The sequence below is a fragment of the Nocardia iowensis genome, assembly GCF_019222765.1.
Classification (GTDB): Bacteria; Actinomycetota; Actinomycetes; order Mycobacteriales; family Mycobacteriaceae; genus Nocardia; species Nocardia iowensis.
Map to the genome: position 1 here is coordinate 6,161,807 of NZ_CP078145.1, position 26,854 is coordinate 6,188,660.

Sequence of the window (26,854 nt, forward strand, 5' to 3'; positions counted from 1 at the left end):
GTGCACGGCATTAGGCTGAGCCGCACATGGAACCGAGCCGAGGGGGTCGCAGCGTGACGGCAAGCCGGGAGGTCGAGGCACCCGCTGTTACGGCGGACGGGACGGACCCCGAGCTACTCGATCTGCAGGACGATATTTCGTTCGGGCTCGAGGAAGTCAACGAGCTGCTCGCCGAGCTGATCGCGATGCAGGCCGACCGCAAGGCCAAGGACGGGGAGCTCCTGTCCTATCGGCTCGGTGTCACCGGCGAACAGCCCGAGACGCTGGCCAAGATCGGCGCGCGCTACGACCTGTCCCGCGACCGGATACGACAGCTGCATACCAAGGCGGTGGGGCAGCTGATTCGCAACGCCCAGTTGAGCGGTCACCGGGCGGCGGATGTGTTCGCCGAGCGCTACCCGATCGGCGCGCGCGACCAGCAGCTGGTGCGGGCGCTGCTGGTGGAGACCTACGCCACCGACACCGACATCGCGGCAAACGAGTTGTCGTACTTGAAGTTGCGGCTGGCCGGGCACGCGTCCGAGGACGCGAAGCGGATCGCGGGATTCGTGACGCAACGCATCGCGGCCTGGCAGAAGAAGACGAACCGGCGGCTCGCCAAACTGCGGGACGCGGAACCGCGCGCGACGAGTCAACTGAATCCGTGGCTGGGGCAAGTCGATTGGCCTGGCTCCGCGACACCGGATGCGCTGCCGGTGGTCTCGGCCCGGACCGTCGACAGCGACGATGACGGACGAGGCCGTTTCTACCTCGACAAGGTCGGGCGCGATGTGCCGTTCGATTCCGGGTTGGAGGCGCGGCTGCTGTGGATCCTCAACGCGAGTGACCTCGTCGACTCATTTCAAGAACAGCCCGCCGCCGTCGGTTACCACCGGGACGGCACCGAGCAGGTTTGCTACCCGAGCATCGTCGCCCGGCTCACCGATGGCCGGGTCGTGTTGATCGATGTCCAGCCGCTCGGACACGTTGCCTTCCACGTCAATCGAACGAAGGCCGCCGCCGGGCGCGCCTATGCGCACAGCAAGGGTTGGGGCTGGCTCATCTGGACCGGCAGCCTCCTCGGCATCCCTGATCTGCTCGCGCGCAAGGTCGACGCGCATACCGCGGCCCAGCTGACCGAACTCGTCGAGCGCGGACCGGTCTCCTGGCCGACGATTCGGCAGCTGCGCGCGGAGCCCGGCCTGGAACTGCTCGATTTCGTCGCGCTGGTGCTGCGCAACGAATGGCGCTGGGACCGCGGGCCGTTTCAGCTCAGCGCACCACCATCGCACCCGCCACGAACGTGACGATCAGCATCATCGCGCAGCAGGTCATCAACTGCCAGTGATTGATGGTCTGCTGCAGATTCTTGATGGTGGCGCGCAACGACGTGTCGAGGCGGTGATGGTCGTCGAGTTTGCGCCGCGCCTGCGCCAGTGACTCGGCGCGCTCCTGCGCCTCCTGCTCCGCCCGCTCCAACCGGAGCGTCAGTTTGACGAGATATTTCTGCTTGTCGCGCACCGATTTCCGGGACAGGGCCAGCGTGGTGCGCTGGTTGACCAGCTCCTGGCGCTGGCGGGCGATGATCATCGCCTGCGTTTTGGTGTGGTGTTCCCAATCGGCCACGGTGGCCCAACCTCCTGTCGTCACATCGCGATAACCCCAGACGATGTCGCCGGTGACCCAGCCGTGAATGAAGTCACGGAGCTCGAGTGGGTGCCGCCGCGGCGCGGCCACCGCGCTGTGCGCGGTGTCCAGCACACCGCACACCGCCTGGTAATCGCATGCGGGCGGGGCGAAATCGGCGATGCCGAGCGCGTGCAGATGATCGACCCAGTAGCCGGGCGGGCACAGCCACAGCACGTCCTCGATCCCCGCCGCGCGCAACCGCTCCGTATGTTCCTGTGCGAGAGCGCGTTCCAGCGGGCCACTGCGCACCTCGATGACGAACTCGCGCTCCCCCTTGCGCCAATAGATGTCAACGGGCAGCCCATCCACTCGCCGGTCCACCTCGGCCACCTCGGCGCCATACGCGAGCAACCTGCCACACAACCAATATTTCAACCGCCGCATATCCCATTGCGCGGCGTCACATTCCGGACACTTGCACCCGTAGCCCGCGGACTGCCGGCGCGCTCTGCCCGGACCGTCCGCGATACCCAACTCGGCGAGCATCGCCCGGCGACCGCAGGCGATCTCCGCCCGCTGCTTCGTTCTCACGCGACCACTCCCCTGCCCAAACCACCGCAGGTCTGGCGACCTACGCCATAGATCAAGAGTGCGTCAGACTCGCGAACCTCGCCAGTCCCCTTTACCCCGCGCCCGGGTGCGCCACCGTGTCAAATTTCCGGTTGAACGCCTGGTGTAGGCTGTGGCACAAGCAATTTCGCCGGAGCGAACGGCCACAACGACACGCATATATCGGTGGATTGACAGTAGCCGCCATCCTGCGACATCAGCACGCCGCGCGCCTACCCGCGCCGGTGCCGTCGTTCGAGCTGCCACCGGAGCGAGAAAGCGCATAGGCTACGACCGGGGTGCGCCACGGCTGGTCGCCGATTGGTAAGCAGATCTGTTCCGGACAAACCGGATCGCGCCGACCTCCGCCTGCAACGGCGCAGGACGGCCCGCCTACGCTGCTTCGATCAGATCCAAGGAGCCGGTACCGAACCGGTCTTCGCGGGCGAGCGTCAGCGAGTGAACCGACAACACAGCGCCCCTGGTGAACGACGGAGCCGCGCGTCAGCGAGGTCCCGGTCGTGAACTACGTATTTCCAACTGGGCGGATAGAATCGTCCGGCCGAGTGCGAGCTGGGCCGATACGGGGAAGTGGGTTACTGGATGGAGCACGGTCAAGAGACCGGCGAGTCGATCGGCGCGATGCTGTCGAGCATCGCGGCGGTTCTCCGGGAGGTCAGCGACAAACTGGACGCCGTGGCGATGCGGGTCGACGGTGTCGACAGCACCCCGGTTGCGCCCGCCGACCGCAGCGTCGAGGCACGACTGGCCAAGCTCGAGGCGTGGGCTTTCGGTGCCGGACAGGACATTTCAGGCATCGACCGGCGGTTGACGAAGGTCGAGTCCGGCGGCGCATCGCATGCCGCGCCGGAGGGCGAGCGCGCCGAACGTCCGCTACCGCGCGCGGCGTCGCGCCGGAACGCCGCGGCGGCCGAGCCGAATGCCGCGGTCCAGCGCGAATCCAACGCCGCCGCGAGCACTCCCGCCGCCAGGGAGAGCGTCGGCACGCCCCATGAGATCGTCCCCACCGCCCGGGAGAACACCGCGACGGCGCGCGAGAACGCCACCGCGACCCGGGACAACGCCACCGCTACCCGGGAGAGCGTCTCCCGGCGTTACGACAGCGCGTCCGCTCCGCGCGACGCGGCACCGGCCCGTGATTCCGCGGCCCACGAGGCGAACTCGGTGCCGCAACGCGGCTTCAGCGCCCCTCGCGAGCCCGCCGGGTACGAGCCTGCGCAGAACTTCACCGCACCGACCCCGCGCGAGCCGAGCGCCGCGCCGTCCCAGAACTTCACCGCCCCCACGCCGCGCGAGCCGAGCGCCGCGCCGTCCCAGAACTTCACCGCGCCGACGCCACGCGAGCCGCTGCCCGTCCGGCAGGCGAACTTCACCGCACCACACGAACCGGCCGGCTCGTCGTATCAGAACTTCACCACGCCGCACGAGAAGCCTTACGAGAGCATGGTCCCCTCGTCGCCGGACAGCGGCGACCACGGTCTATCGCGCAGTGCCACGAACGGTGCGGCACCGGCGGACAACGGCACCGCGCTGACCGGGGCGCACCGTGCCGACGAAGACGCGATCCCGGTCGACAACTCCCACGTCGACAAACTCCAGGCGATGCTCGATGAGCTCAAGCGGACCGCCGCGGCGCCGCTGGGGCGCTCCGACGTCTTCGGACCACCGGCGAGCGACCTCAACTCGACCAGCTATCAGCCCGAGCGCAGCACCGAAACGCCGCGCGACTACCGGTTGTCGAGCCCACCGCCGCTGTCCTGACCGGGATCGGTTGCCGCCGACCTGGACAGGACAGCGGCGATCAGCTCGCGCAGCCAGCGATGCCCGCTGTCGGCGGCATTGCGCGGATGCCAGGCCATGCCGATCGCCACTTCCGGCAGCGGCAGCGGAATCTCGAAGGCGCACAACCCCAGCGCGGGCAATGCCGACCTGCTCAATAGGGCGGGCGCCGGACAGATCAGATCGCTGCCGTGCACCGCGAACAACGCGGTGGTCAGATTCGGCACGGTGGCGACCACCCGGCGAGTACGACCGTGCAGCGCCAACCGGTCGTCGATCGGCCCGCGCGGGTGACCGTTTCGCGAAATGCTCAGGTGCGCCGCCGCCGCGAACCTGGCCACCGTGACCCGTTCGGTGACCAGCGGATGATCGGCCGCGGCGATCCCGATCACGCGGTCGCCGAGCACCCGTCGCACCGTCGTCTCGGGATCGGCATGGTCGATGACCCCGACCTCGATATCGACCCGGCCGTCACGCAGGGCCGCGGTCCCTTCGAGGGTGTCGGGCAGGAAACGCAGCGTCACCCCCGGTGCCTGCGCGCGCACTGCGGCCAGTAGCGGCGCGGCCAACTCGGTGAGCACCATGTCACTCGCCTGCACCGCGAAGTTTCGCTTCAACGCGGCCGGATCGATCGCGGCCCGCGGTGTCAGCAATGCCCGTCCCTGCTCGACCAGAGCGCCGACCTCGTAACGCAATTCCAGCGCACGCGGCGTCGGCACCAGGCTGCGCCCTGCCCGCACCAGCAGCGGATCACCCAGCACCTGACGCAATCGGGCCAACGTCCGGCTCATCGCGGGCGGCGAGGTGTGCAGCCGTTCGGCCGCCCGCGTGACGCTGTTCGTCGCCAGCAGCGCGTCCAGGGCCACGAGCAGATTCATATCCAGGGCCTCCACTCGTGGATTATCACCAGTGGAATGACTGATCACCAATATTCCGCTGGCGGCAATCGGCGAGTCGCCGACTCCTACTCGATCTGCTGCGGGACTGCTCGGCTAGCGGGAGCCGCCCGGTGTTTGGGCCGGGTGCCGATCCAGCGGCGTCGGATCCGCGACCGGTCCGGGTGGGATGGTTGGTTCCGGGCGCTGCTTGTGACGGTCGTGCAGTCCACGGTAGGACTCGGGGCGAACGGTGCGGAACCATTGGGCCGCACGGGTGCGCAGCGGGAGCCGGAACTTCAGGTCGGCCAGCATCTCATCGATATTGCGGATCGAGAACGGCACAACGGCGGTGCCGTGCGCATGGTGGCCGCGGGTGCGTTCGTCCATCCAGCGCAAGCGGGCGTCGATCTGTTCGCTCGCCACGTCATGCGGCGGCAGTTTCAAATGACCGGCGAGCAGTGCGGCGATCCAGTGGGCGTTGACCTCGGCGTTGACGGTGCTGAGGACCGAGGAGTTGTAGCCGGTGAAGGACAGATTCGGCACGTCCAGCGGCAGGATCTGCCGGTGCAGCCGGAAGTTGCCGTGTTCGTCGGTGAGCCTGCGTTGCACGTACGGCGTCAGGAACGGCACCCGCTGCTGAAAACCGGTGGCGCACACGACGATGTCGGCCGGGAGGAGTTGCCCGTTCGACAGCCGCACGGCGGGTGCCTCGCGGCCGCCGTACATTTCGGTGATCGTCGTGTCACGGTGCACCACGATGCGCCCGTTCGCCACCTGCTCGTAGAAGTTCTCGGTGGTGAGGCCGACGGTGCTCTCGGCGATCTCCTCGAAGCGTCCCTCCGGGAGCAGACCGAGTTCGCGCAGGTTCATCCGTTTGGTGGCCAATTCCTGGATCAGGTCGAGATTGCTGATCCGGAACGAACTTCCCGGTCCGTCCAGGTAGCGGTCCATCCGGCCGGGTTCCAGGTGGTGGAAGTGCGCTTCGCCGAAGCGGGTCAGCATCAGCCGCTCGAAGTCGAGCACGCGCGCCATGGTGCGCGGCATCTTCCACAGCAGCCGCCGCGCCACCACGGTGGTCGAGGCGGCGACGTCGCTCACCGCCTCGGCGATGTCGCAGGCCGATTTGCCATAGCCGACGACGACGACGGATTTGCCGCGCACCGCTTCGACATCCAGGAACTCCGACACGTGACCGAGCTGCCCACCGGCGGCACGGAACAGCTCGACGCCGCGATAGTCCGGAATGTTGGGTTCGCTGAACACCCCGTTGGCGATTACCAGGTGATCGCAGGAGCTCCGATGTATCCCGCCCTCGTCCCGGACCTCGAGCAGCCACCCGCTGTCCACCGGGTCCGCGGCGACCACCTCGGTATTGAGCCGCAAATGCTCGCGCAGACCGAAGTGGTCGGCGTAGGCGGCGAGATAGGCCTGCATCTGCTCGCCGTCGAGCACCTTCGGATAGTCCGAGGGCATCGGGAAGTCGGAAAAGTGGTAGGTGTTCTTGGAATTCTGGGTTCGCAGCCCCGGGTACCTGCGGGTCGCACTCCACACGCCACCGACATCGGGCGCACGGTCGAAGATCTCGACCGGAAAACCCTTCTGGATCAGCACTTTCGCGCAGGCAAGACCTGCGATACCCGCACCAACGATCGCGATGCGGTTTCCGCTCGTCATGCGCAGGAGATTACGTCGCTCGGGGCGCACAGCAAAGTCGGTTGGCGGAAACGGTGGTTCAACGCATCGCCGAGTCCACCGCAGCGCCCGCCAGATCGACCGGCAGATCCTGTAGGCCGCGGATCAGAATGCTCTCCCGCCAGCGCAGATCGTCGTCATCGACGGCGAGGCGCAGCTCCGGATAGCGCCCGACGAGCCGGGTCAGCGCGATCCTGGCCTCCAACCGGGCCAGGCCCGCGCCGAGACAGAAGTGGATGCCGTGGCCGAAGGCGAGGTGGTTGCTCGACCGGTCCGGATGGAACGCCGCGGGATCGGCGAAATGACGTTCGTCACGATTCGCCGAGGCAAGGGCGACCAGCACCAGTTCGCCCGGAGGTATTTTGGTGCCGCCGAGGGTGATCGGAGCGGCCGTGTAGCGCATCGTCGCCACGTTCACCGGGCCGTTGTACCGCAGCATCTCCTCGACCAGCGGCGCGACGGCGTCCGGGTCGTTGTGCAGTGCGCGGTACCGCGGCGGGTCGGTCAGCAGGGTGAGCACGGTGTTGCCGATCAGATTGACCGTCGTCTCGTGGCCGGCCACCAGGATCAGGAATGCCATCGAGATCAGTTCGTCGTGACCGAGCCGATCGCCGTCGTCGTCGGTGACGGTCAGCAGGTGCGAGATCAGATCGTCGCCGTGCGCCTTCGTGTGCCGCAGCGCCACCAGCCGGTCGAAGTAGTCGACGATGGCGTCGGTCGCGCTGACCATCCGCTGCGGCGTGGCCATCGGGGTATCGACCACGGCGGCGGACCAGTCCCGGAACCGCGCGCGGTCCTCGACAGGCACGCCGAGCAGCTCGCAGATCACCGTGATCGGCAGCGGGAAGGCGTACTCCGCCAGCAGGTCCACCCGGCCGGTGGCATCGACCGCGCGGTCGATTCCGTCGAGGAGTTCGTCGGCGATCGCCGTGATCCGCGGCGCGAGTGCCGCCATCCTGGCGGGCGCGAACGCGGGCGTGACGAGTTTGCGCAGCCGCGAATGCTCTGGCGGATCGGCATAGAGCAGGTGGTGACTCAAGCGTTGATTGGCCGGGATGACCCTGCCGTCACCCGCGGCGGCGTGCCGGGCCCGCACACCCGCCGGCGAATACGGGTTCTTGCGGATACCCGGGTGGCGCAGCGCCTCCTTGGCGGCGTCGTAATCGACGACCAGCCAGGCCTGAACGCCGGTGCGCAGCCGGATCCGGTGCACCGGACCGGCCGACCGCAGCTGCTCGTAGAAGGCATACGGTGTACGAAAGAACTCCGCTGGCAGGGTTATCATCGGCCCGCCTCCCCGTTCGCGAGTTTCGTTGCGGCCCTTCGATAGTGACACGCGCCATCGAACCCGGCCAGTGCCGAGAGCGCGATCATCCGGTCGATCGCGGTGGTCGATCTGCGCCGCACGCGCGTGCTCCATTCGCCGCGCGACACCCTCGCGACCCCGTTACCCTGCGCAGATGAGTTCGATCGCGCCCCTCCTGCGGGGCGCCCGGGTCGCGAACTCGTTCGCGTTCGGGTTGCAGGGGTTCTTCTTCGCCGTGGTGCTGACCCACTTGCCGCAACAGAAGGACAAATTCGGGCTGTCCGACGGGCTGATCGTGGGCTCGGTAGTGCTGGTGTCGCTGCTCGCTGGCGGGGGCAGCGTGACCGCGGAGCGGCTGGCGCTGCGCTGGTCGAGCCGGGTCACCCTGCGCATCGGTCTGCTGGGTATCGCGCTGACCGGCACCGGAATCGCCTTCGCGCCGAATACCACGGTGCTGCTGATCGCCCTGGGCTGCTACGGGATCGCGGTGGGCATCGTCGACGCGAGCACCAATATGCAGGCGGTGTTCATCCAGCACGGGTATGGGACGTTCATCCTGTCCTCGTTCTACGCCGCGTGGAGTGCGGGATCGATTGCCGGTGCGCTGTTCGTTTCGGGGTGCGAGGCCCTGGACGTCACGCTGCGCGAGTCGTTGCTGACGGCGGCGGGAATCGTGCTCGTCATCGGGCTGATGATCGGACCGCGGCTGCTTGGCCCCCGGGAGGCCGAAGCGAGCCCGGCCGAGGAAGCCGCCGACCCCGGGACCGTCGCACTGCGCGCGTATCTCGCCTTCGGCATCGCGATGGCGCTGGTGTTCGCGATCGATCTGTCCGTTGGCAACTGGTCGGCGCTGTATCTGTCCGACGATCTGCTCGCCACATCGGCTACGGCGGCACTGGCGCTTGCCGCCTATCAGGGCGCGTCCCTGCTCGCGCGGCTCACCGGCGACCTGTTCGTGCGGCGGTACGGGCCGCGGCGGGTGGTGCGGACCGCGGCGGCCATCGGAGTGATCGGACTGGCGATCGTGATCGCCGCACCCGGGCCGGGCGTCGCGATCGTCGGATTCCTCATCGCCGGTCTCGGGATGCCGGTGATCGCGCCGCTGTGCTTCAGCGAGGCCGGGCAATTGACCAGCGGTCGCGGGCTGGACGTGCTGATCGCACGACTGAACCTGTTCAACTACGCAGGGACTTTGGTGGGCGGTGGTGTGGTCGGCGCGATCGCGGCCGGTTTCGGGCATCGGATCGGATTCGTGATCCCACTGGTGTTCGCAACGGCGCTGATCGTCTTGGCGCGAGTGTTCCATTCGCGGCCTGAAGCAGACAAACATCCCACCTCTGCCGGTGATCGTGCTGTACTGGACGAATGAGCAACATCCCAGTCACCGTCGACAGGGCCGGTCTGTGGGACGCCGAAGAACTCAGTGACGTTGCGGCGGCAACCTTTCCACTCGCCTGCCCGCCGGAGGCGACCTCCGACGACATCGACATTTTCATCACCGACGTGCTGTCCGGCGAGCGGTTCGGCGAGTACCTGAGCGATCCGGCCAGGACCGTCCTCAAGGCCGTCGCCGGCGACGACATCGTCGGCTACGCGATGCTCATCGCGGGCGACCCGGTCGATCCGGAGGTCGCGAAGGCGGTGAACCTGCGGCCGGTGGTGGAGATCAGCAAGATGTACGTGCTGCCCGGCCACCACGGCAGCGGGGTATCGACGGCACTCATGATCGCCTGCATGGAGCGCGCCAGGGAGGGCGAGTTCGCCGGGGTGTGGCTCGGTGTCAACCAGGAGAACGTGCGGGCGCAGCGGTTCTACGGCAAGCACGGGTTCAGCACGGTCGGCACCAAGACCTTCACCGTCGGTAGCCAACTGCACCACGACTTCGTGATGCGGGTGGTTTTCTAACTCGCCGCGAGAACTATTTCGAGAAGTCGACCAGTGCCGAGTGGAAACTCGGCGCGAGTACGGCCATGAGATGGTCGCCGGGCACCACGCTCAACGTTCCGTTGGGTAGCGCGTCGGCGAGGCGTTCCGGCTCGGCGGCGAACGGATCGTCGTCGCCGGCGAGCACCAGTGTCGGCACGGTGATGTTGTCCAGACCGCTGATCGGCCGGGCGTCGAGGCCGGTGGCGACCGCCTGGATGGCTTGGCGGTCGGCGTGCACCGCGTCCGCGAGGACCCGGAACATCATGGCGAGCGGTGGGGCGTCGGCATTTTCCTCGCCCATCGCGGTCTGCAGGTCGGTCAGCTCGACGACCCGGCGGTCGACGCCGCCGCAGTCGAGCACGCCGGACCCGATGCCGCCGACGACCAGCCGCTCGACCCGCTCGTCGGCGGCGGCGACCAGCAGCGAGATGACCCCGCCCATCGAATAGCCCACCTGCACAACCCGATCGAAGCCCAGCTCGTCGTACAGCGCGCGCACGTCGTCGGCCATGAACTCCCAGGAGTACCGCGCCGGGTCGTGCGGCTTTTCCGATCGCCCGTGCCCGCGTGCGTCCAGTGACACGACGGTGCGCCCCGCTGCCTGCAGTGCGCCGACAACCCCGGTGCTCATCCAGTTCGCGTTGGTATCCGCGACCACTCCGTGCTGCAACACGACGGGAACGCCCTCGCCCTCCCACACTCGATAGTTGAGTTCCAGGCCGTCCCACGTCTTGAACTTCGTCATGACCGGATCGTAGGACGCTCGCCCAAGAGTTGACATGTTCTGTATGTTCGGTCTTTACTGAACATATCGTTCCTTGCAGAACATCCAGCACTCAGGAGCCCGTCATGACCGCCGCCATCCGTGCCGAAGGACTGACCAAGCACTACGGCAAGCATGTTGCCCTCACCGACCTCGACCTGGAGGTGCACCCGGGCGAGGTGTTCGGCTTCCTCGGGCCCAACGGCGCGGGCAAGTCCACCACCATCCGCATCCTGCTCGACCTGCTCCGGCCGACGTCGGGTCGCGTCGAGGTGTTCGGCGTCGAGCCGCGCGCCGGCGGCGCGGAGCTGCGGCACCGGATCGGCTACCTCCCCGGCGAACTCGCGATCGAGGGCCGCACTACCGCGCGCGACCTACTCGGCTTCCTCGCCGACCAGCGCGACTCCGTGGCGCCGAGCCGGATCACCGAGCTCGCCGACCTGCTCGACCTGGACCTGTCCAGAAAGGTCGGCGCCATGTCCAAGGGCAACAAGCAGAAGGTCGGCATCATCGCCGCCTTCATGCACCGGCCCGACCTGCTGATCTTGGACGAGCCGACCTCGGGCCTGGATCCGCTGCTGCAGCAACGGTTTCTGGATCTGGTCGCCGAGGCCAAGGACAACGGGCAGACCGTGTTCATGTCCTCGCACATCCTCAGCGAGGTGCAGCAGATCGCCGATCGCGCCGTCATCATGCGCGCCGGGAAGCTGCTCGGCACGGAGAACGTGGAGGATCTGCGCCGCCGCTCGCCGCGCTCGGTCGAGCTGGTGTTCGCCGCGCAGGTATTCGCCGATGACTTCGAAAAGCTGACCGGGGTGCGCGACCTGAGCATCGACGGAACCACCGTGCGCTGCACCACCGAAGGCGAGGTGGACGGGCTGTTCAAGGTCGCGGCCAAGTACCCGCTGGTGAGCGTGCTGTCCACCGAGCCGGACCTGGAGGACATCTTCTTCAGTCTCTACGGCCGCTGACCCGCACTCGACATCACTTACCGCACAGGAGAACTCGTCATGACTCGCTCGGTTTTCAGCCAGACACTGAAGGAACAGCGGCGCGGCCTGATCGGCTGGTCGATCGGCCTTGTCGTCGTTCCGCTGATGTACCTGCCGTCGTTCAACTCGCTGAAAGAGCAAGGCTCACTGGACAACATCAGGCAGAACACAGCATACGACGCACTCGGCATCGGCGACTTCGGCACCGGCACCGGGTTTCTGCACTCGATGATCTACTCGATGATGGGTGTGCTGCTGATGCTCATCTTCGCGGTGACCTTCGCCGCACGATCGGTCACCCAGGAAGAGAACGGCAGCCTGGATCTGCTACTGGCCCAACCGATCAGCCGGAAGGGACTGCTCGGGCAGCGGTTCGCCGCACTGGCCGTGCAGACGGCGATCGTCACGACCGTCATGATGCTGGCCGTCATCGCGGGCGCGAACGCCGGAAAGATGAATGTGCCCGCCGGGAACATCGTTGCCGCGAGCGCGGGTCTCGGCCTGCTCGCGCTGGTGGTCGGCACGATCACCCTGCTGGTCGGTGCCATCACCGGAAAGCGTTCGCTGACTCTGGGATTCGCGTCGGTGGTCGCGCTGGGCGGCTTCCTGGCCAATAACCTCGGCGCCGAGTGGTTGCGTAGGTTGTCGCCGTTCTATTACGCGGTCGGCGATTCGCCGGTGATCAACGGCTGGAATCTCGTCCACCTGACGGTGCTGGTGGTGCTGGCCGCGGTCACGCTGGTGCTCGCGCTCGGCGCCTTCGAACGCCGCGACATCGCGGTCTGACCGATCCCCCACGGGGCGGACCGACACGGTCCGCCCCGTTTACCCATATCCGCGACACCGAAGGGATACTCGACCGATGGGCACTACGGACGAACAACCGGCCGTTCCGACACCGGAACAACTAGCCTTTGTGGAGGATTTCGCGCTCGTACTGGAACGCATGGGGCTGGTCCGGATGACCGGCCGCGCCACGGGCTGGCTGCTGGTCTCCGACCCGCCGGAGCAGACGTTCGGCCAGATCGCCGACGCGCTGCAAGCGTCCAAGGGCTCCATCTCCAGCGCGCTCAAGACCCTGGTCACCATGCGCTGGGTCGACAAGACCTCCAAGCCGGGCGACCGCAAGGACTACTATTCCATCCGTCCCGGCATCCTGCCCGAATTGACCCGCCAGCAGAGTGGCATGTACACCGACCTCACCGCGATGACCTCGCGCGGCCTCGCACTGTTCGACGACCCCAACGGCGACCAGGCCGCCCGCGTCCGCGACATGCACGAATTCTTCGTCTGGATGGGCAAGGAACTGCCCGCCCTGATCGACCGCTGGTACGCGGAGCACCGCGCCTGACCGGTCAGGCGAGCAGCTTCGTCCGCAGCGCGACGATGTCGGTGTCGGAGAGCCGCAGGCCCTGACGCACGTAGTTGTCGAAGCTGCCGTAGGTCTGGTTGGCCTGGTCGAAGGCGGCGTCGAGCCAGGACTGCTGGACGCCGTTGAGGGTGTCGCCGGGGGCGGCGTTGCGGTACTGGTTGGACAGCAAGTAGTCCTGGCTGACGGTGTCGCGGTCGACACCGAGCAGCGTGAGCAGGACGGCGGCGGTCCAGCCGGTGCGGTCCTTGCCCGCGGTGCAGTGGAAAAGCACCGCGCTATCGGTATCGATGATGTCGCGCAGCACCGAGGAGAAGGCCTGGCTGGCGCCGGGGGCGGTGATGAAGGCGCGGTACAGGCTGTCGCCGCCGGTGAGGGTGCTGATCAAGACCTCCGGTGGCGCCTGGCCGATGACGTCGTCCCAGTTGGCGGTCGCGCCCGCGGGCACCTTGTCCGGGCCGATCGCGCGCTCGTACGCCGTGCGCAGGTCGTCGACGACGCGCACCTGCCTGCTCGACAGCTCGGCGAGATCGGCCGGGGTCGCGTTGTTCAGCTGACCGGTGCGGTAGACCAGGCCCGTGCGTACCGTCTGGCCGCCGATCGTCCGGTATCCGCCGATGTCGCGGGCGTTCTGCACACCCTGCAGGGGCAGCGAGCGGTCGAACGCGAGCGCCGACGCGGCGGGCGGATCGGCGAGCGCGGCACCGGTCACCGGGCCGAAGGCGACGGCGAGACCGGCGGCGAGCGCCACCGGGGCGCGAAGCGAGCGACGAGTCATACGAGTACTCCAATCATCGGTTCGAGCTCCCCGGCCACCAGGGGTGGTTACGCCGGTACCTCGAACCGGGACAGCGCCAACAGCCGGGAGATGGCCCGCAAATACTTCTTGCGATAGCCGCCGTCCAGCATTTCCTGCGAGAAGATCTGGTCGAGCTTGGCACCGGAGACGGTGACCGGAATGCTCGCGTCGTAGAGCCGGTCGGCCAGCACCACGATGCGCAGCGCGACGGCCTGATCGGTGACCGGGTGTACGTGCGCGATGAACACCGACGACACCCCGGAGATCAGCGCACCGTACTTGGACGGGTGCAGCGTGCTCAGGTGCCGCAGCAGCGCGTCGAAGTCGTCGAGGGTGGAACCCGGTGTGGCGGAAGCGCGTTCGGTCAGCACCGCCGACGAGGTCGGCTCCGGCGCTGGCGGCAGATCGCGGTGCCGGTAGTCCGGGCCGTCGACCCGCACGGGCTCGAAGATCGACCCGAGCTTCTTGATCTCGCGCAGGAAATCCTGTGCGGCGAAACGGCCTTCGCCCAACTGACCCGGCAGCGTGTTGGAGGTCGCGGCGATCGAAACACCCTTGGCGGACAGCTCGGTGAGCAGCCGCGAGACCAGCATGGTGTCGCCCGGATCATCGAGCTCGAACTCGTCGATGCACAGCACGCTGTTCGCCGACAACCGTTCCACCGCATTGGTGAAGCCAAGGGCACCGACCAGATTGGTGAGCTCGCCGAAAGTACCGAACGACTTCGGCGCGGGCGCGCTGTGGAAGATGGACGCGAGCAGGTGGGTCTTGCCGACACCGAATCCGCCGTCCAGGTACAGCCCGGCGCCGGTCACCTGCTTCTTCTTGCCGAACAGGCTCTTCTTGTTGGCTGCGTGGTGGATCTTGGCGACCTCGCCGGCGAACTCCTCGGCCTTGCGCACCGCGGCCGCCTGGCTCGGCTCCTTGGGATCCGGAATGTAGGACGCGAAGCTGACCTCGTCGAACATCGGCGGGGGCACCATCTGGGCGACGAGCTGGTCGGCCGGAACCTCCGGGTGGCGGTCGACGAGGCGTTCTTGCATGTGCGAAGCCTATGACGTGGTGTGATCTACCTTCATGCAGCGTATCCACAATGCGATCCAGCTCACAGACCTGGGACCGGACGACCTCGCCCAGCTGTACGCCTACCCCGCCGACCTTCGCGAGCCCTGCGTCCGCGCCAATTTCGTGTCCAGCATCGACGGCGCCGCCACCAGCGACGGCCGTTCGGCGGGCCTCGGCACGCCCGCCGACAAGGCGGTGTTCCTGATGTTGCGCGAACTGGCCGATGTGGTCCTGGTCGGCGCGGGCACCGTCCGCGACGAAAACTACGGCGGTGCCAGGACCGATCCGCAACGCCGTCGCGCGCTGCATCAGCGCGGCATCGGCGGGCATCCGGACGGCGCCGCACCGCCGATCGCGGTGGTCACCGCGAGCGCGGCGATCGACCAGGGCGCCCGGCTGCTCACCGACACGACGGTCCCGCCGTTGATCATCACCACCACCACCGCCCCCGCCGACCGCAAACAGCAGCTGGCCGACGCGGGCGCCGAGGTGATCGAAGCGGGCGACCTGGCGGTGACCCCGAAGGCACTGCTGCGGGTGCTTGCCGAACGCGGCTTGCACCGCGTGCTGTGTGAGGGCGGACCCCATCTGTTCGGCGAACTGCTGACCGCCGACGCCGTCGACGAGCTGTGCCTGACCACCGCACCCCTGCTGGTTGGCGGCACGGCCCGGCGAATTTCGCTGTCCGCGCACGAGTTCCAGCGCCCGATGACCCGCGCGCACATCCTGCTCGACGACGACGGCACGATGCTCACCCGATGGGCCCGTGCATGAAACACCGGCCCGAACCTGGCAGGCTGTAGCGCATGCGCTGGACTCGGGCCGTCGTGCTGGCCGCGACACTCTCGATCATGATCGCCGGATGCGGGGCTGGACCCTCCGACCGACCCGGCGTCGCCGTCGAGCGTGAACGAGTCGGCGGCCATGCCACGACCTCGGCCGCACCGGCCCCGCCGCCGAGCGCCGAGCTGCCCAAGACCGACCTGGCGTGGAACGACTGCACGGCGCCGACCCTGAACCTGCTCGGCCTCGGCCCGGCCCCTGCGGGCCTGGTGCTCGAATGCGCGGAGTACTCGACGCCGATCGACTCGACCGGTGCCGTGCTCGGCAACTTCCGGGCCGCGGCCATGCGCGCCCGGCTGCCCCAGACCCCGGCGGACGCGGCCCCGATCGTGCTCACCTCCGGCACGGACCGCTCCTCGACCGCCACCCTCGCCGGACTGGCCGCCGGACCCGCGAGCGCCCTACTGGCCGCCCGCCCGATCGTCGCGGTTGACCGGCGCGGCATCGGCAGCTCGCAGGCGCTCGACTGCCTGCCCCCTGAGGTGCGCAAGGGCCTGGCCGACAATGCCCAATTCGGTCCCGGCGCAACCGATCCCGTCGAGGCGATGACGGTGTTGAGTCAGGAAGCCACCATCGCCTGCCGCGATTTCCTGCAGCCCTACGAGGGCACCTTCGACGCACCACACGCCGCCGACGACATCGAACAGCTGCGCAAGCAGTGGCAGGTCGACCACGTGGCGCTGCTCGGCACCGGCAACGGCGCGAAGGTCGCGCTCAGCTACGCCCGCAAATACGGCGATCATCTGGCCCGGCTGGTCGTCGACTCCCCCGAGGCCGTCGGCGCGGACGCCACCACCCGGGCCGAGCAGCAACTGGAAGGCGCGGAGGCGGCATTGACCGCATTCGCCCAGCGCTGCACCGGAATCAGCTGTTCGCTCGGACCGGACCCGCGCGCCGCGATCACCGATCTGGTGAAACGAGCCGGTTCCGGCGGGCTCGGTGACGTCTCGGCCAACGCACTGCTCACCGCGATATCCGGCTTCCTCGGCAGCCCGCGGGCCGACCAGGCCAACCGGATCGGCGAACTCGCCGACGCGTTGTCGGCGGCAGGGCGTGGCGATCGCGGTCCCCTCGGCAACCTGATCCTGCGCGAGTCCGCGGCGATCGCCGGGGACGGTCAATTCGTGAACCGCTGCACCGACACTCAGCAGCCGCCGACGCCAAGCAAAGCCAAGGAACTGATGGGCACCTGGGGCAGCAAGTACCCGGTGTTCGGCCGGAACGCGGCGATCGGGCTGATGGAATGCGCGGCCTGGCCGGTGTCCACCACGCCGCCGATGCCGGAGAAACTCACCATTCCGGTACTGATCCTCGGCGGCATCGCCGACCCGGTGGTGGGCAATGGTGGCCAGGCGTCGGTCTCGGGCGCACTCGGCACGGCCGGTGCCCGCACCGCCGGACTCACCTGGCAGGGCTGGGGCCATCCGGTGACCACCCACTCGACGTGTGCGCAGCGGACCGTGGTCGACTACCTGAAGGACGCCAAACTGCCCGCCGACGGGACCGTCTGCCCGGCCTGACCGGACGGCCCGAATAGCGCCTCGAGCGGCGCGTCGGACAGGTCCGGGCAACCGTGCGAACGTGATCCGGTGTACCGTGCCCCAGTGTTACTTCGACAGCTCGAGCCCCGCACTGCTCGCACCACCGCCGAGGTGATCAAGTTCGCACTCTGGCCCTTCGCGGTCATGACGGTGCTGAACCGGGTTTTCATCAAGGCTGTCAATGGTTTCATCACCGACGATTTCCGGCCGGTCTACCAGGCGTCGCTCGATTTTCTCAACGGGCGGCCGGTGTACACGGCGAACTTCGACTCGGTCGATCCGCACTACCTGTATTACCCGAGCGGCACGCTGCTGATCGCCCCGGTCGCGGTGCTCGACTACGAGAAGGCGCGCTGGCTGTTCATCCTGCTCAACGCGGTCGCGATCATCGCCGCCTGGTATCTGCTGCTGCGGTTGTTCCGATTCACGGTGAGTTCGGTTGTCGCGCCGGTGTTGCTGTTCGCGATGTTCATGTCGGAGACGGTCATCAACACGCTCGTCTTCACCAACGTCAACGGCTGTATTCTGCTGGCCGAGCTGATCTTTTTGCACCTGCTGCTCAAACGACGAGACCTCTGGGCGGGCGCCGCACTCGGATTGAGTATCGCGGTCAAACCGACTCTGGCACCGCTACTTCTGATCGCTTTGGTTCGCGGGCAGTGGAAGGTTTTCATCACCGCGCTCGGTGTGCCGCTGGTGCTGACCGCGATCGCGTGGCCGATGTCGAAGGACCCGGAGAAGTTCTTCACCCGCACCGCGCACTATCTCTTCGAAACCCGCGATTACTTCAACAGTTCGATCCCGGGCAACGGCGAGTACTACGGCGTGCAGCCCTGGCTGGTCTGGTTCATGCGCCTCGGGATGGGCGTGCTCGTCGCCATCTCGCTGTGGCTGCTGTACCGCTACTACCGTGACGACGAACTGTTCTTCGTGTGCACCGCCTCGGGCGTGCTGCTCACCGCGGTGTTCCTGCTGCCATCGCTGGGGCAGATGTACTACTCGATGATGCTGTTCCCCTTCTTGATGACGGTGGTGCTGCGCAATTCGGTGCTGCGCAACTGGCCCGCCTGGCTGGCGGTGTTCGGGTTCATGAGTTACGACAAGTGGCTCTCGGACCGCTGGCAGCACATCGGCCGTGACCTCGAGTACCTGCGCATCACCTTCGGCTGGGGACTGCTGCTGGTCGTGGTGTTCTGTGTACTCGGTGATCGGTACCTGGCCGCGCGGCGCGAAGGGCGGCTGGCGTTCGGCATCGACCCCACCTGGATCAAGCCCGTGCCGACCGGCGGCGCGGCCACCCCGGGCGCTTCGGTGCCCGATTCGCCCGAGCCCGCGAATGGTTCGGCGACGACCACCGCGAAACGTATTAGCGTGGAGTGATGAGTTCCGAAGCCGACACGTCCCTGCCCGCGCCGCGGATCCAGCTGACGCCCCAGGAATGGCGCTCCAAGCTGAACCCGGAGGAATACGCGGTGCTGCGCGAGGCAGCCACCGAACGTCCCTTCGTCGGTGAATACACCGACACCAAGACCGACGGCGTCTACGAGTGCCGGGCCTGCGGAGCCGAACTGTTCCGCAGCACCGAGAAATTCGACTCGCACTGCGGGTGGCCGTCCTTCTTCGACCCGGCGAAATCCGACGCGGTGATCCTGAAATCGGACGACACGCTCGGCATGCACAGGGTCGAAGTGCTGTGCGCGAATTGCCACAGCCACCTCGGCCACGTGTTCGAGGGCGAGGGATACAACACGCCCACCGACAAGCGCTACTGCATCAACTCCATCTCTCTGCGACTGCACCCCTCGGGCAGCGCAGCGGAGTAATCAGCGTCGAGCGCTGGACCGAAGAGTACGGTCCAGCGCGACGCCACGCACGCCCCGAAAACCCGGGGCTTGCCGGTTGATAGCTCTGATCTCGGGCTCGGCTCAGGGCAGGGCGTTTATCAGCTTGTCGAGTTCGACGCGGGGGCCGGTGAAGAACGGGGTTTCCTCGCGCACGTGCAAGCGGGCGTCGGTGGCGCGCAGGTCACGCATGAGGTCGACGATGCGGTGCAGTTCGGGGGCCTCGAAGGCGAGGATCCATTCGTAGTCGCCGAGCGCGAACGAGCTGACCGTATTGGCGCGCACGTCCGGGTAGCCGCGGGCGGCCTTGCCGTGGTCGGCGAGCATCTTGCGCCGCTCCTCGTCGGGCAGCAGGTACCACTCGTAGGAGCGGACGAACGGGTAGACGCAGATGTAGTTGCCCGGGTCCTCGCCGGCCAGGAACGCGGGCACGTGGCTCTTGTTGAACTCCGCGGGACGGTGCAGCGCCACATTGCTCCAGACCGGGGCGCTGGCCCGGCCGAGCTCGGTGGTGCGGCGGAAGTCGGCGTAGGCGGCCTGCAGGTCCTCGACCCGTTCGGCGTGCGTCCAGATCATGAAGTCGGCGTCGGCGCGCATCCCCGCCACGTCGTAGACGCCGCGGACCACCACCTCACGATCGCCCAGACCGTCGAAGAACGCGCGCGCCTCCTTGATCGCGGCGGCCCGATCGTCGCCGAGCGCACCCGGCTGCACCTGGAACACCGAGAACATCAGGTAGCGAATGGTCGAGTTGAGTGCCTGATAATCGAGTCGCGCCATGCACACATCGTGCCACTCGCCGGAATGCGACCGTTTCGCGGTCCACGGTCGCGGGCGCCCATGTCGGACGAGGGCGGGGCGTGAAATCGCCGTGGGCCGCTGCGCCTCGAGCCGACCCGCAGCCATATGCCGACAGCGGTGCTTCACTCACCTCGAATGAGCTTGCCGCGCTTGTGTTCACGGCGGTGATTCGGTAAGCAGCGACGATTACCCGAACGGGACTGAGCCTGCGGCGCTTCAGCCTGCGGCGGCAATGCGCTCGGCGGCGGCGTTACCTGAAGCGACGCAGGCGGGGACGCCGACACCGTGCAGATAAGCGCCCGCGAGAGCGAGACCGTCGAGCGACGACACCGCGGATTCGATGGCGGCGACCCGATCGGTGTGACCTGGGGCGTATTGCGCGAGGCCGCCGCGCCAACGTTGCACCACGGCGGCGACCGGTTCGATGGCGACGCCGGTGACGGTGGCCAGATCCTCAGCGGCAGCGGCGATCAGGTCGGCGTCCGACCAGGACAGCGTCGAGTCGTCGCCGAATTTGCCGAAGGAGGCACGGACCAAAGCCGTTTCGCGCTGTGCCAGGTGTGTCCATTTGCGGCTGGACAGGGTGAACGCCTTGGCGCGCAACGATTCTCCGGTAGCGACCAGGATGCCGGAGTTGTGCGGGAGCGCGGTGTCGCGGGGAAGGGCAAGTGCGACAACGACGGACGAGGACAGCTCGATACCGGCCAGCGCTGCCGCGGCGTTCGGGGCGACCGTGCCGAGCAGTCGCGCGCTGACCGGGGCGGGCGTGGCGAGCACGACCGCGTCGACCGCGCCGATCGGGTCGACGACCCAGCCGCGCAGCCCGCGGGCCAACCGAGTAGCCGGTGTCGCGGTGACGAATTTCGCACCGGATCGCGCCGCCAACGCCTCCAGCAGCACCTGGTAACCGTCCCTGAGCCCACCGAACACCGGTGCGTCCGAGGGCGGCGGCAGCGCGACGGAGACCGCGTGGGTGAGACTGGGCGCGCCATCGTCCAACGCGGCGGCCAAGGTCGGCAGCGCGGCGCGTATGCCGATCGAGCGGGAACTCCCGGCGTAGACCCCGCCGAGCAGCGGATCCACGCTGCGCTCGGCGACCTGCGCCCCGAACCGGTCGGCGATCAGGCGGTACACGTCGATATCGGCGCCGGGTTCCCAGGCCAGTGGTCGCCGCGGCTCCGTGGCGATCCGCTCGACCGTCTCCGCGTCGACCAGCCCGCGCATCGATTCGGCGTCCGCCGGTATTCCCATCAGCGTCCGCTCCGGCAGCGGATGCGTCACCCCGCCCGACCACAGCAGCGGCCGCAACCCCGCGGGCGTCACCAGCTGCGTCTCCAGCCCGACCTCGCGCAGCAACTCCGGCACCTCGGGCCGCCGCCCGACAAACGCCTCCGCCCCGAGATCCAAAGGCTCCCCGGCTACTTCACCGGTATACAGAATCCCGCCAACCCGCTCGGCCCGATCGAGCACCAGAATGTCGGCCTCGGCTCCCAGCAGCACCCGCAACCGATACGCGGCAGCCATCCCACTGATCCCGCCACCGACCACTGCGATCCTCATAACCCCGACCGTATCCCCTGCCCGCACACCCTCCGCGACTAGGTCAGGGCGGCGAGCTCAGGGGGCGCCGCTGACGATGATGTCCGCGTTGGCGCGGGTGTCGTCCGCGGCGAAGTGGTTGTCCTCGTCGGTCATCCAGCGCTCCCACAGCGGTAGCGCGGATTCGCCGTCGCGTTCGAGGCCGCGCGCCAATCGCACGGTGCGCGGCGTATCGACCCAGATGGCGAGCGACAGCCGAGTTCGAACGGCGGCGCGCGCTGCGGACACGCCTTCCAGCACCACGACGCCGCCCGGCGCGACCTCGTGCCACTCGGCCAACGCTCGCCGACCCCAGTCGTAGCGCTGGTACCGAGCGGGCACGTCACGCGCGAGCGGTTCGAGCACCTGACTCTCCAACCGCGGCCACCAATGGAGCGGGTTGTCCCACGAGGCAAAGCTGTCGGTCGGCACCACCGTCGCGTCGCACTCGCGCGCCAGTTGTGCGGCGAGCGTTGACTTTCCGGCCCCGCCCGGTCCGTCGACGGCGACCAGCCTGGTCGAACCGAGCCGCGGCCCGCTCGCCAGTACCCGGGCCACGATCTCCGCGAGCACTACAGTTCGTGCACCAGGTCGACCAGTGCGGTCAGCACGCCGGGGTCGGTGTCGGGCAGCACGCCGTGGCCGAGATTGAAGATGTGTCCCTTGGCGCCCAACGTGATCGCCTCGTCGGCCTCGTGCGCGATGCGGCGCGCTTCGGCTTCGACCGCGGCCGAGCCCGCGAACAGGACGGCGGGATCGAGGTTGCCCTGCAACGCTTTTCCGGGTCCGACGCGGCGCACCGCCTCGGTGAGCGGCACCCGCCAGTCGACACCGACCACGTCGGCGCCCGCCTCACCCATCGCGCCGAGCAGCTCGCCGGTGCCGACACCGAAGTGGATGCGCGGCACGCCCGCGTCGGCGACCTCGGCGAAGACGCGTTCGGAATGCGGCAGCACGAACCGGCGATAGTCGGCGAGGGACAGCGCCCCGGCCCAGGAATCGAACAGCTGCACAGCGTCGACACCGGCGGCCAGCTGGGCCCGCAGGAAGGCGATGGTGATGTCGGTGAGCGCACCGAGCAGCGCGTGCCAGGTCTGCGGGTCGGCGTACATCATCGACTTGGTGCGCTCGTGATTCTTGCTCGGCCCGCCCTCGACCAGGTAGGACGCCAGCGTGAACGGCGCGCCCGCGAACCCGATCAGCGGCGTCTCGCCGAGCGCGTCGACCAGTAGTCGCACCCCGTCAGCGACCGCGCCCACCTCTTCGGGACGCAGCCGCGGCAGCGCGCGCACATCGTCGACCGTGCGCACCGGCGACGCGATCACCGGCCCGACGCCGGGCACGATGTCGAGGTCGATGCCCGCCGCCTTCAGCGGAACGACGATGTCGGAGAACAGGATCGCCGCGTCGACGCCGTGCCTGCGGATCGGCTGCATCGTGATCTCGCACACCAGCTCCGGGTCGAAGCAGGACTCCAGCATGCCGACGCCCTTGCGCAGCTCGCGGTATTCGGGCAGCGACCGTCCGGCTTGCCGCATGAACCACACCGGACGCCTGCTCGGCGTCGCGCCGGTGGCGGCGGCCAGGAACGGGGCATCGGTCAACCGGCGGCGGGTATGAGTGCTCATCGAGCCCATCGTAAAGGGCGGCTGTCCAGCCCCCATCCGCCCGGGCGGGCCATCCCACGGGACATGGCCGCGACAGAACGCGAGTGCGGCCACGGTGCCGTCCCGCTCGACGCGCCCCTGGTGTTCCTGGGGTCGGCAGAGGCGACACGCCCGGGGGCGGGGGCGCGCCAAAGCAGGGAAGGGCCCACGGACGCCGCAGGAATACAGCGGCGCGCCTCCGACTGTGCCGGGTGCACAAGGTCTACCGTCCCCTTCGTGACACCGCTCGACTTCCGCGACGGCGCCGCACCGACCGAGGGACCTCATGGCGAGCCAGCTCAATTTCGCGCCGCGGTCGATGCGATGGGCACCGCTACCGTGCACCCTCGGATCGAGCTGGCGCCGATCCGGCCGCCGCAACGTCTGGCGCCCTACTCATTCGCACTCGGTGCCGAGGTAAAACATCCGGAATCCGGTGTCGTGCCGGTCGATTCGGAAGGCGATGCGTTCGGCAGGCTGATCCTGCTGCACGATCCGGACGGTGACGACGCCTGGCATGGCACGCTGCGGCTGGTCGCCTACATCCAGGCCGACATCGATGCCGCGCTGGCCACCGACCCGCTGCTGCCGGAGGTGGCGTGGAGCTGGCTGGTGGACGCGTTGGAGTCGCGGTCGGAACCGTTCACCGCACTCGGCGGCACCGTCACCTCGACGAGTTCGGTGCGTTACGGCGATATCGCAGGCCCGCCGCGGGCCCACCAGTTGGAGCTGCGCGCGTCCTGGACCGCGCTCACCAACGACATGCGTCCGCACGTGGAAGGATTCTGCGAGGTACTCGCCTACGCGGCCGGACTCCCACCGGCCGGCATCACCGAGCTGCAGATGCGACCGGACCTGTCGAACGACCAGCGATAGCCGACCGCTATTCCGCTGCCGTTCTCCCTTCCGACACACGGAAGCCCGATAGGGCGACGACCGCCGCGGCACTGCACGTAAAGTTCAACAACATGTCCGTACCCGACGAATCCGAACCCACCGGCGCGCCTCCCCTGCTCGCGCCCGTGGATGGCGTGCCTCCGGTACTGGACACCGCCGCCGAAATCGCCGCGGCCGCCGCTCGTCTCGCCGCGGGCACCGGCCCGCTCGCCGTCGACGCCGAACGTGCTTCTGGCTTCCGGTATTCGGCGCGCGCCTACCTGATTCAGCTACGCAGGGACGGTGCCGGTACGTTCCTCATCGACCCGATTCCGGTCACCGACGCGCTCGGCCCGCTGGCCGACGCGATCAACGGTCTCGAATGGGTATTGCATTCGGCGGACCAGGATTTGCCGGGTCTCGCCGAACTCGGCCTGCGCCCGCAGCGGCTGTTCGACACCGAATTGGGCGGTCGGCTGGCCGGTTTCGAGCGCGTCGGACTGGCCGCGATGGTGGAGAACCTGCTCGGGCACGCATTGCGCAAGGGGCACGGCGCCGCCGACTGGTCCACCAGGCCGCTGCCCGACGAATGGCTCAATTACGCGGCACTGGATGTCGAACTGCTGTTGGAGTTGCGCGACGCGGTCGCCACCGCACTCGAGGCACAGGGCAAAACCGATTGGGCGGCACAGGAATTCGAGCACGTCAGGACGGCGGAGCCGGCCGCACCCAAGGCGGACCGGTGGCGGCGCACCTCTGGCATCCACAATCTGCGCCGGACCAGGCAACTGGCCGTGGTGCGCGAACTGTGGACCACGCGGGACACGCTGGCCCGCGCCCGCGATGTCGCGCCTGCCCGGATTCTGCCGGACGCCGCGATCATCGCGGCGGTGACGGCGGACCCGAAGACCATCGCGCAACTGCGTGCGCTGCCGGTATTCGGCGGGCCGCGGCAGCGCCGGTACTCGCGAGAGTGGCTGGCCGCGATCGATCGCGGCCGGACCATGCCGGACAGTGAGCTGCCGCCACTGACCCAGCCGTTCGACGGTCCGCCCCCGGTGAATCGCTGGGAACGGCGCGACCCGGCGGCCGCCGCCCGGTTGACCCGCGCGCGCACGGCGATGGGTGAGCTGTCCACCGAACATTCCATTCCGGTGGAGAACCTGCTCTCTCCCGACCTGGTCCGCCGCCTGTGCTGGGACGGCCTGCCGGATTACGACCGAGTGCCCGACTCCCCCGCCGACCTGGCCGCCGCCATCGACGGCTTCCTGAAGTCAGGCGGGGCAAGGCCGTGGCAGCGCGAACTGGCCGTGCCGCCGCTGACCGAGGCGCTGATGCCGAAGCAGGCCGACTGAGTCGCTACTCCTTGATGCCGAAGTCGTAGGCCTCCTGCAGCCAGCCCTCGTTCACCACGTGCTCGACGACCGATTCGTCGAGCACCCGGATTTGATGGGTCCACTTCCCCGGGTATGTCTCCTGGACGCTGAGTACCAGTGGATCCGACACCGGTTTGCGCATATCGAGGGTGAGCATGAGGACGTCCTCAGGCACCTTCTTGCCCCGCGGTGTCGGCCACAGCCAGGCGAACTTCCGGTCAGCGCCGAAGGAGACCTGGCTCTTGGTGACCGCGGTGGTGATCGCGCCCAGCGCCTCGATCCGCGGCGCCAGACTGCGGAACAGGCGCAGTGCGTCCGGTCGGCCGGCGAACAAATTCTCGACGGTGTGTTCGTCCATCCTTGGCATTATTGCCGAAGCAGCCGCGCCGAGGCGGCCGCTCGGAAGTTGGGACAGCTGGTGATGTCCGCATGATCGCAGGCCAGCCCGTGATCGACCATTTCCAGCGATGCCTGCGCGCGGGCGATGCGTGCCAGTAATTCTTCGCGCCGCCGCAGCAGCACCGCCGACCGGTCGGAGCCGGTGAGGATGGCGCGGATGTCGTCGAGGCTGAATCCGGCGTCCTTCGCGAGCAGGATGACGGCGACGCGAAAGACGTCGTCGTCGGTATAGCGTCGGCGTCCGGCCGAATCCCGTTCGGGGCCAAGTAGACCCACGGATTCCCAGTGCCGCAGCACATGTGTTGCCAGACCGAATCGCGCGGCCACGGTCCCGATGGGTTTCGCCACGGCACTTGACTTCATGTCAACATTAAGTCGAATGATGGCCGCTATGTCCACCTCTGCCACCGACAGCTTGATCCAGCGACTCGACGCCGCCGACGCCATGCCGGGCGCCGCCGAACTGCGCACCCACTCCTACGAACTCCTGCACCTGCCGCCCGGTGCCTCCGTGCTGGACGTCGGCTGCGGCTCCGGTCGCGCCGTCGCCGAGCTGGCCGCTCGAGGGGCCTGCCCCATCGGGGTCGATCCGGATCAGCGGATGCTCGACGTCGCGCGAACACGCTGGCCCGCATTGGATTTCCGGTCCGGCAGCGCGCAAGCCCTTCCGCTGCCGGACGAATCGGCGTCCGGTTATCGGGCGGACAAGGTATTCCACGAAATCGCCGATCCGGCAGCGGCATTGGCCGAGGCGGAGCGGGTCTTGGTGCCAGGCGGTCGCATCGTCCTGCTCGATCTGGATTGGGACGCCGTCGTCGTCGACTCCGACGATCCGGCGACAACCCGCGCCATCGTGCATGCTCGCGCAGACGCGATCACAAATCCGCAGGCCGCCCGCGGGTGCCGGAACATGCTGCTCGCCAGCGGTTTCCGCGACGTCACCGTGGCAGGGCGGCTATCGATCTTCACCGACGAGCGCATGCTCGGGCTGCTGACCCGCCTGACCGAGGTGGCGGTCGCCAACGGCGAGCTGGACCGCGAACGCACCGAGGCTTGGCTCGCGGAGCAGACCGAACGGGCCGGATCAGGCCGCCTGATGCTGGCGATACCGCTGTTCGTCGCGGCGGCGACCCGGCCATAGTGGCG

At 68.1% G+C, this 26,854-nt stretch carries 28 protein-coding genes; 14 read left to right on the top strand and 14 right to left on the bottom strand.

What is annotated here, in order from left to right; genetic code table 11:
* The first annotated feature begins 53 nt into the window (after positions 1 to 53).
* Positions 54 to 1,286 (top strand): sigma factor-like helix-turn-helix DNA-binding protein, encoded by a 1,233-nt coding sequence (locus KV110_RS28340; protein WP_218470283.1) that lies wholly within the window; start codon positions 54 to 56, stop codon positions 1,284 to 1,286.
* On the opposite strand, the gene KV110_RS28345 is transcribed toward KV110_RS28340, so the two are convergent.
* Positions 1,252 to 2,199: a hypothetical protein gene (locus KV110_RS28345; protein ID WP_246634036.1), complete on the bottom strand. Its 948-nt coding sequence runs from the start codon at positions 2,197 to 2,199 to the stop codon at positions 1,252 to 1,254. The two genes, KV110_RS28340 and KV110_RS28345, sit on opposite strands and share 35 nt — an antisense overlap.
* A gap of 621 nt (positions 2,200 to 2,820) precedes the next feature.
* Between KV110_RS28345 and KV110_RS28350 the strand changes: the two genes are divergently transcribed.
* On the top strand, positions 2,821 to 3,999 hold the full coding sequence (locus KV110_RS28350; RefSeq protein WP_218470284.1) for a hypothetical protein: 1,179 nt from the start codon (positions 2,821 to 2,823) through the stop codon (positions 3,997 to 3,999).
* Here the strand turns inward: KV110_RS28350 and KV110_RS28355 are convergent.
* From KV110_RS28355 to KV110_RS41880, 4 genes are all read right to left on the bottom strand, one after another.
* A complete protein-coding gene (locus tag KV110_RS28355; protein WP_218478994.1) occupies positions 3,966 to 4,901 on the bottom strand; it encodes a LysR family transcriptional regulator in 936 nt (311 codons plus the stop codon). The genes KV110_RS28350 and KV110_RS28355 overlap by 34 nt on opposite strands.
* A gap of 108 nt (positions 4,902 to 5,009) precedes the next feature.
* Complete coding sequence (locus KV110_RS28360) at positions 5,010 to 6,569, bottom strand: flavin-containing monooxygenase (RefSeq protein ID WP_218470285.1); 1,560 nt, start codon at positions 6,567 to 6,569, stop codon at positions 5,010 to 5,012.
* 58 nt (positions 6,570 to 6,627) lie between these two features.
* The gene (locus KV110_RS28365) at positions 6,628 to 7,872 is read right to left on the bottom strand and encodes a cytochrome P450 family protein (RefSeq protein WP_218470286.1); all 1,245 of its coding nucleotides are present in this window, start codon (positions 7,870 to 7,872) and stop codon (positions 6,628 to 6,630) included.
* Complete coding sequence (locus KV110_RS41880) at positions 7,869 to 7,994, bottom strand: hypothetical protein (protein ID WP_281427689.1); 126 nt, start codon at positions 7,992 to 7,994, stop codon at positions 7,869 to 7,871. The genes KV110_RS28365 and KV110_RS41880 overlap by 4 nt, the downstream gene beginning before the upstream one ends.
* Before the next feature lie 53 nt (positions 7,995 to 8,047).
* Here KV110_RS41880 and KV110_RS28370 point away from each other — a divergent pair, with 53 nt between their 5' ends.
* Positions 8,048 to 9,262, top strand: a complete 1,215-nt coding sequence (locus tag KV110_RS28370) for an MFS transporter (RefSeq protein ID WP_218470287.1) — start codon at positions 8,048 to 8,050, stop codon at positions 9,260 to 9,262.
* Complete coding sequence (locus KV110_RS28375; RefSeq protein ID WP_393540127.1) at positions 9,259 to 9,798, top strand: GNAT family N-acetyltransferase; 540 nt, start codon at positions 9,259 to 9,261, stop codon at positions 9,796 to 9,798. Before KV110_RS28370 ends, KV110_RS28375 begins: the two co-directional genes overlap by 4 nt.
* Before the next feature lie 13 nt (positions 9,799 to 9,811).
* Here the strand turns inward: KV110_RS28375 and KV110_RS28380 are convergent, their stop codons facing one another.
* Positions 9,812 to 10,564 carry an alpha/beta fold hydrolase gene (locus KV110_RS28380; RefSeq protein ID WP_218470288.1) on the bottom strand — a complete coding sequence of 251 codons (753 nt, stop codon included), beginning with the start codon at positions 10,562 to 10,564 and terminating at the stop codon, positions 9,812 to 9,814.
* A 104-nt stretch (positions 10,565 to 10,668) separates the two neighbouring features.
* Here KV110_RS28380 and KV110_RS28385 point away from each other — a divergent pair, with 104 nt between their 5' ends.
* The 3 genes from KV110_RS28385 (at position 10,669) to KV110_RS28395 (ending at position 12,925) form a co-directional block, all read left to right on the top strand.
* On the top strand, positions 10,669 to 11,553 hold the full coding sequence (locus tag KV110_RS28385) for an ABC transporter ATP-binding protein (RefSeq protein WP_218470289.1): 885 nt from the start codon (positions 10,669 to 10,671) through the stop codon (positions 11,551 to 11,553).
* Positions 11,554 to 11,592: 39 nt separating this feature from the next.
* Entirely contained in the window at positions 11,593 to 12,360 is a 768-nt protein-coding gene (locus KV110_RS28390) for an ABC transporter permease subunit (protein ID WP_218470290.1), read from the top strand.
* Positions 12,361 to 12,436: 76 nt separating this feature from the next.
* Entirely contained in the window at positions 12,437 to 12,925 is a 489-nt protein-coding gene (locus KV110_RS28395; RefSeq protein ID WP_218470291.1) for a GbsR/MarR family transcriptional regulator, read from the top strand.
* 4 nt (positions 12,926 to 12,929) lie between these two features.
* On the opposite strand, the gene KV110_RS28400 is transcribed toward KV110_RS28395, so the two are convergent.
* Together KV110_RS28400 and zapE are read right to left on the bottom strand one after the other, a co-directional pair.
* Complete coding sequence (locus KV110_RS28400) at positions 12,930 to 13,721, bottom strand: tyrosine-protein phosphatase (RefSeq protein WP_218470292.1); 792 nt, start codon at positions 13,719 to 13,721, stop codon at positions 12,930 to 12,932.
* 47 nt (positions 13,722 to 13,768) lie between these two features.
* Entirely contained in the window at positions 13,769 to 14,785 is a 1,017-nt protein-coding gene (gene zapE, locus KV110_RS28405) for a cell division protein ZapE (protein WP_218470293.1), read from the bottom strand.
* A gap of 34 nt (positions 14,786 to 14,819) precedes the next feature.
* Here zapE and KV110_RS28410 point away from each other — a divergent pair, with 34 nt between their 5' ends.
* The 4 genes from KV110_RS28410 (at position 14,820) to msrB (ending at position 19,014) form a co-directional block, all read left to right on the top strand.
* Positions 14,820 to 15,581 (top strand): pyrimidine reductase family protein, encoded by a 762-nt coding sequence (locus KV110_RS28410; RefSeq protein ID WP_218470294.1) that lies wholly within the window; start codon positions 14,820 to 14,822, stop codon positions 15,579 to 15,581.
* Positions 15,582 to 15,613: 32 nt separating this feature from the next.
* On the top strand, positions 15,614 to 17,170 hold the full coding sequence (locus KV110_RS28415; RefSeq protein ID WP_218470295.1) for an alpha/beta hydrolase: 1,557 nt from the start codon (positions 15,614 to 15,616) through the stop codon (positions 17,168 to 17,170).
* An 84-nt stretch (positions 17,171 to 17,254) separates the two neighbouring features.
* Entirely contained in the window at positions 17,255 to 18,571 is a 1,317-nt protein-coding gene (locus KV110_RS28420) for a glycosyltransferase family 87 protein (protein ID WP_246634037.1), read from the top strand.
* Positions 18,571 to 19,014, top strand: coding sequence for a peptide-methionine (R)-S-oxide reductase MsrB (gene msrB, locus KV110_RS28425; protein WP_218470297.1), 444 nt, complete (start codon positions 18,571 to 18,573; stop codon positions 19,012 to 19,014). Before KV110_RS28420 ends, msrB begins: the two co-directional genes overlap by 1 nt.
* Positions 19,015 to 19,116: 102 nt before the next feature.
* Here msrB and hemQ read toward each other — a convergent pair whose 3' ends face one another.
* The 4 genes from hemQ to hemE form a co-directional block, all read right to left on the bottom strand.
* The gene (gene hemQ / locus KV110_RS28430) at positions 19,117 to 19,812 is read right to left on the bottom strand and encodes a hydrogen peroxide-dependent heme synthase (protein WP_218470298.1); all 696 of its coding nucleotides are present in this window, start codon (positions 19,810 to 19,812) and stop codon (positions 19,117 to 19,119) included.
* A gap of 237 nt (positions 19,813 to 20,049) precedes the next feature.
* Entirely contained in the window at positions 20,050 to 21,393 is a 1,344-nt protein-coding gene (locus tag KV110_RS28435) for a protoporphyrinogen oxidase (RefSeq protein ID WP_218470299.1), read from the bottom strand.
* A gap of 57 nt (positions 21,394 to 21,450) precedes the next feature.
* Positions 21,451 to 21,984 (bottom strand): uridine kinase family protein, encoded by a 534-nt coding sequence (locus KV110_RS28440; protein ID WP_218470300.1) that lies wholly within the window; start codon positions 21,982 to 21,984, stop codon positions 21,451 to 21,453.
* The gene (hemE, locus tag KV110_RS28445) at positions 21,984 to 23,048 is read right to left on the bottom strand and encodes a uroporphyrinogen decarboxylase (RefSeq protein WP_218478998.1); all 1,065 of its coding nucleotides are present in this window, start codon (positions 23,046 to 23,048) and stop codon (positions 21,984 to 21,986) included. The genes KV110_RS28440 and hemE overlap by 1 nt, the downstream gene beginning before the upstream one ends.
* A 246-nt stretch (positions 23,049 to 23,294) precedes the next feature.
* Here hemE and KV110_RS28450 point away from each other — a divergent pair, with 246 nt between their 5' ends.
* Positions 23,295 to 23,933, top strand: a complete 639-nt coding sequence (locus KV110_RS28450) for a DUF3000 domain-containing protein (protein WP_218470301.1) — start codon at positions 23,295 to 23,297, stop codon at positions 23,931 to 23,933.
* A 92-nt stretch (positions 23,934 to 24,025) separates the two neighbouring features.
* Positions 24,026 to 25,288, top strand: a complete 1,263-nt coding sequence (locus KV110_RS28455) for an HRDC domain-containing protein (protein ID WP_218470302.1) — start codon at positions 24,026 to 24,028, stop codon at positions 25,286 to 25,288.
* Between the two features lie 4 nt (positions 25,289 to 25,292).
* On the opposite strand, the gene KV110_RS28460 is transcribed toward KV110_RS28455, so the two are convergent.
* Complete coding sequence (locus KV110_RS28460) at positions 25,293 to 25,667, bottom strand: DUF5655 domain-containing protein (RefSeq protein WP_218470303.1); 375 nt, start codon at positions 25,665 to 25,667, stop codon at positions 25,293 to 25,295.
* An 8-nt stretch (positions 25,668 to 25,675) separates the two neighbouring features.
* Positions 25,676 to 26,071, bottom strand: a complete 396-nt coding sequence (locus KV110_RS28465; protein WP_218470304.1) for a MerR family transcriptional regulator — start codon at positions 26,069 to 26,071, stop codon at positions 25,676 to 25,678.
* A gap of 28 nt (positions 26,072 to 26,099) precedes the next feature.
* Here KV110_RS28465 and KV110_RS28470 point away from each other — a divergent pair, with 28 nt between their 5' ends.
* The gene (locus tag KV110_RS28470) at positions 26,100 to 26,849 is read left to right on the top strand and encodes a methyltransferase domain-containing protein (protein WP_218470305.1); all 750 of its coding nucleotides are present in this window, start codon (positions 26,100 to 26,102) and stop codon (positions 26,847 to 26,849) included.
* The last annotated feature ends 5 nt before the right edge of the window (positions 26,850 to 26,854 follow it).

Excerpts from the sequence above, each read along its gene's own strand:
- KV110_RS28350 (WP_218470284.1), top strand. The coding sequence starts at position 2,821 with ATGGAGCACGGTCAAGAGACCGGCGAGTCGATCGGCGCGATGCTGTCG.
- KV110_RS28360 (WP_218470285.1), bottom strand. The coding sequence starts at position 6,569 with ATGACGAGCGGAAACCGCATCGCGATCGTTGGTGCGGGTATCGCAGGT.
- KV110_RS28365 (WP_218470286.1), bottom strand. The coding sequence starts at position 7,872 with ATGATAACCCTGCCAGCGGAGTTCTTTCGTACACCGTATGCCTTCTAC.
- KV110_RS28370 (WP_218470287.1), top strand. The coding sequence starts at position 8,048 with ATGAGTTCGATCGCGCCCCTCCTGCGGGGCGCCCGGGTCGCGAACTCG.
- KV110_RS28375 (WP_393540127.1), top strand. The coding sequence starts at position 9,259 with ATGAGCAACATCCCAGTCACCGTCGACAGGGCCGGTCTGTGGGACGCC.
- KV110_RS28380 (WP_218470288.1), bottom strand. The coding sequence starts at position 10,564 with ATGACGAAGTTCAAGACGTGGGACGGCCTGGAACTCAACTATCGAGTG.
- KV110_RS28385 (WP_218470289.1), top strand. The coding sequence starts at position 10,669 with ATGACCGCCGCCATCCGTGCCGAAGGACTGACCAAGCACTACGGCAAG.
- KV110_RS28390 (WP_218470290.1), top strand. The coding sequence starts at position 11,593 with ATGACTCGCTCGGTTTTCAGCCAGACACTGAAGGAACAGCGGCGCGGC.
- KV110_RS28395 (WP_218470291.1), top strand. The coding sequence starts at position 12,437 with ATGGGCACTACGGACGAACAACCGGCCGTTCCGACACCGGAACAACTA.
- KV110_RS28400 (WP_218470292.1), bottom strand. The coding sequence starts at position 13,721 with ATGACTCGTCGCTCGCTTCGCGCCCCGGTGGCGCTCGCCGCCGGTCTC.
- zapE (WP_218470293.1), bottom strand. The coding sequence starts at position 14,785 with ATGCAAGAACGCCTCGTCGACCGCCACCCGGAGGTTCCGGCCGACCAG.
- KV110_RS28410 (WP_218470294.1), top strand. The coding sequence starts at position 14,820 with ATGCAGCGTATCCACAATGCGATCCAGCTCACAGACCTGGGACCGGAC.
- KV110_RS28415 (WP_218470295.1), top strand. The coding sequence starts at position 15,614 with ATGCGCTGGACTCGGGCCGTCGTGCTGGCCGCGACACTCTCGATCATG.
- msrB (WP_218470297.1), top strand. The coding sequence starts at position 18,571 with ATGAGTTCCGAAGCCGACACGTCCCTGCCCGCGCCGCGGATCCAGCTG.
- hemQ (WP_218470298.1), bottom strand. The coding sequence starts at position 19,812 with ATGGCGCGACTCGATTATCAGGCACTCAACTCGACCATTCGCTACCTG.
- KV110_RS28435 (WP_218470299.1), bottom strand. The coding sequence starts at position 21,393 with ATGAGGATCGCAGTGGTCGGTGGCGGGATCAGTGGGATGGCTGCCGCG.
- hemE (WP_218478998.1), bottom strand. The coding sequence starts at position 23,048 with ATGGGCTCGATGAGCACTCATACCCGCCGCCGGTTGACCGATGCCCCG.
- KV110_RS28455 (WP_218470302.1), top strand. The coding sequence starts at position 24,026 with ATGTCCGTACCCGACGAATCCGAACCCACCGGCGCGCCTCCCCTGCTC.
- KV110_RS28460 (WP_218470303.1), bottom strand. The coding sequence starts at position 25,667 with ATGGACGAACACACCGTCGAGAATTTGTTCGCCGGCCGACCGGACGCA.
- KV110_RS28465 (WP_218470304.1), bottom strand. The coding sequence starts at position 26,071 with ATGAAGTCAAGTGCCGTGGCGAAACCCATCGGGACCGTGGCCGCGCGA.
- KV110_RS28470 (WP_218470305.1), top strand. The coding sequence starts at position 26,100 with ATGTCCACCTCTGCCACCGACAGCTTGATCCAGCGACTCGACGCCGCC.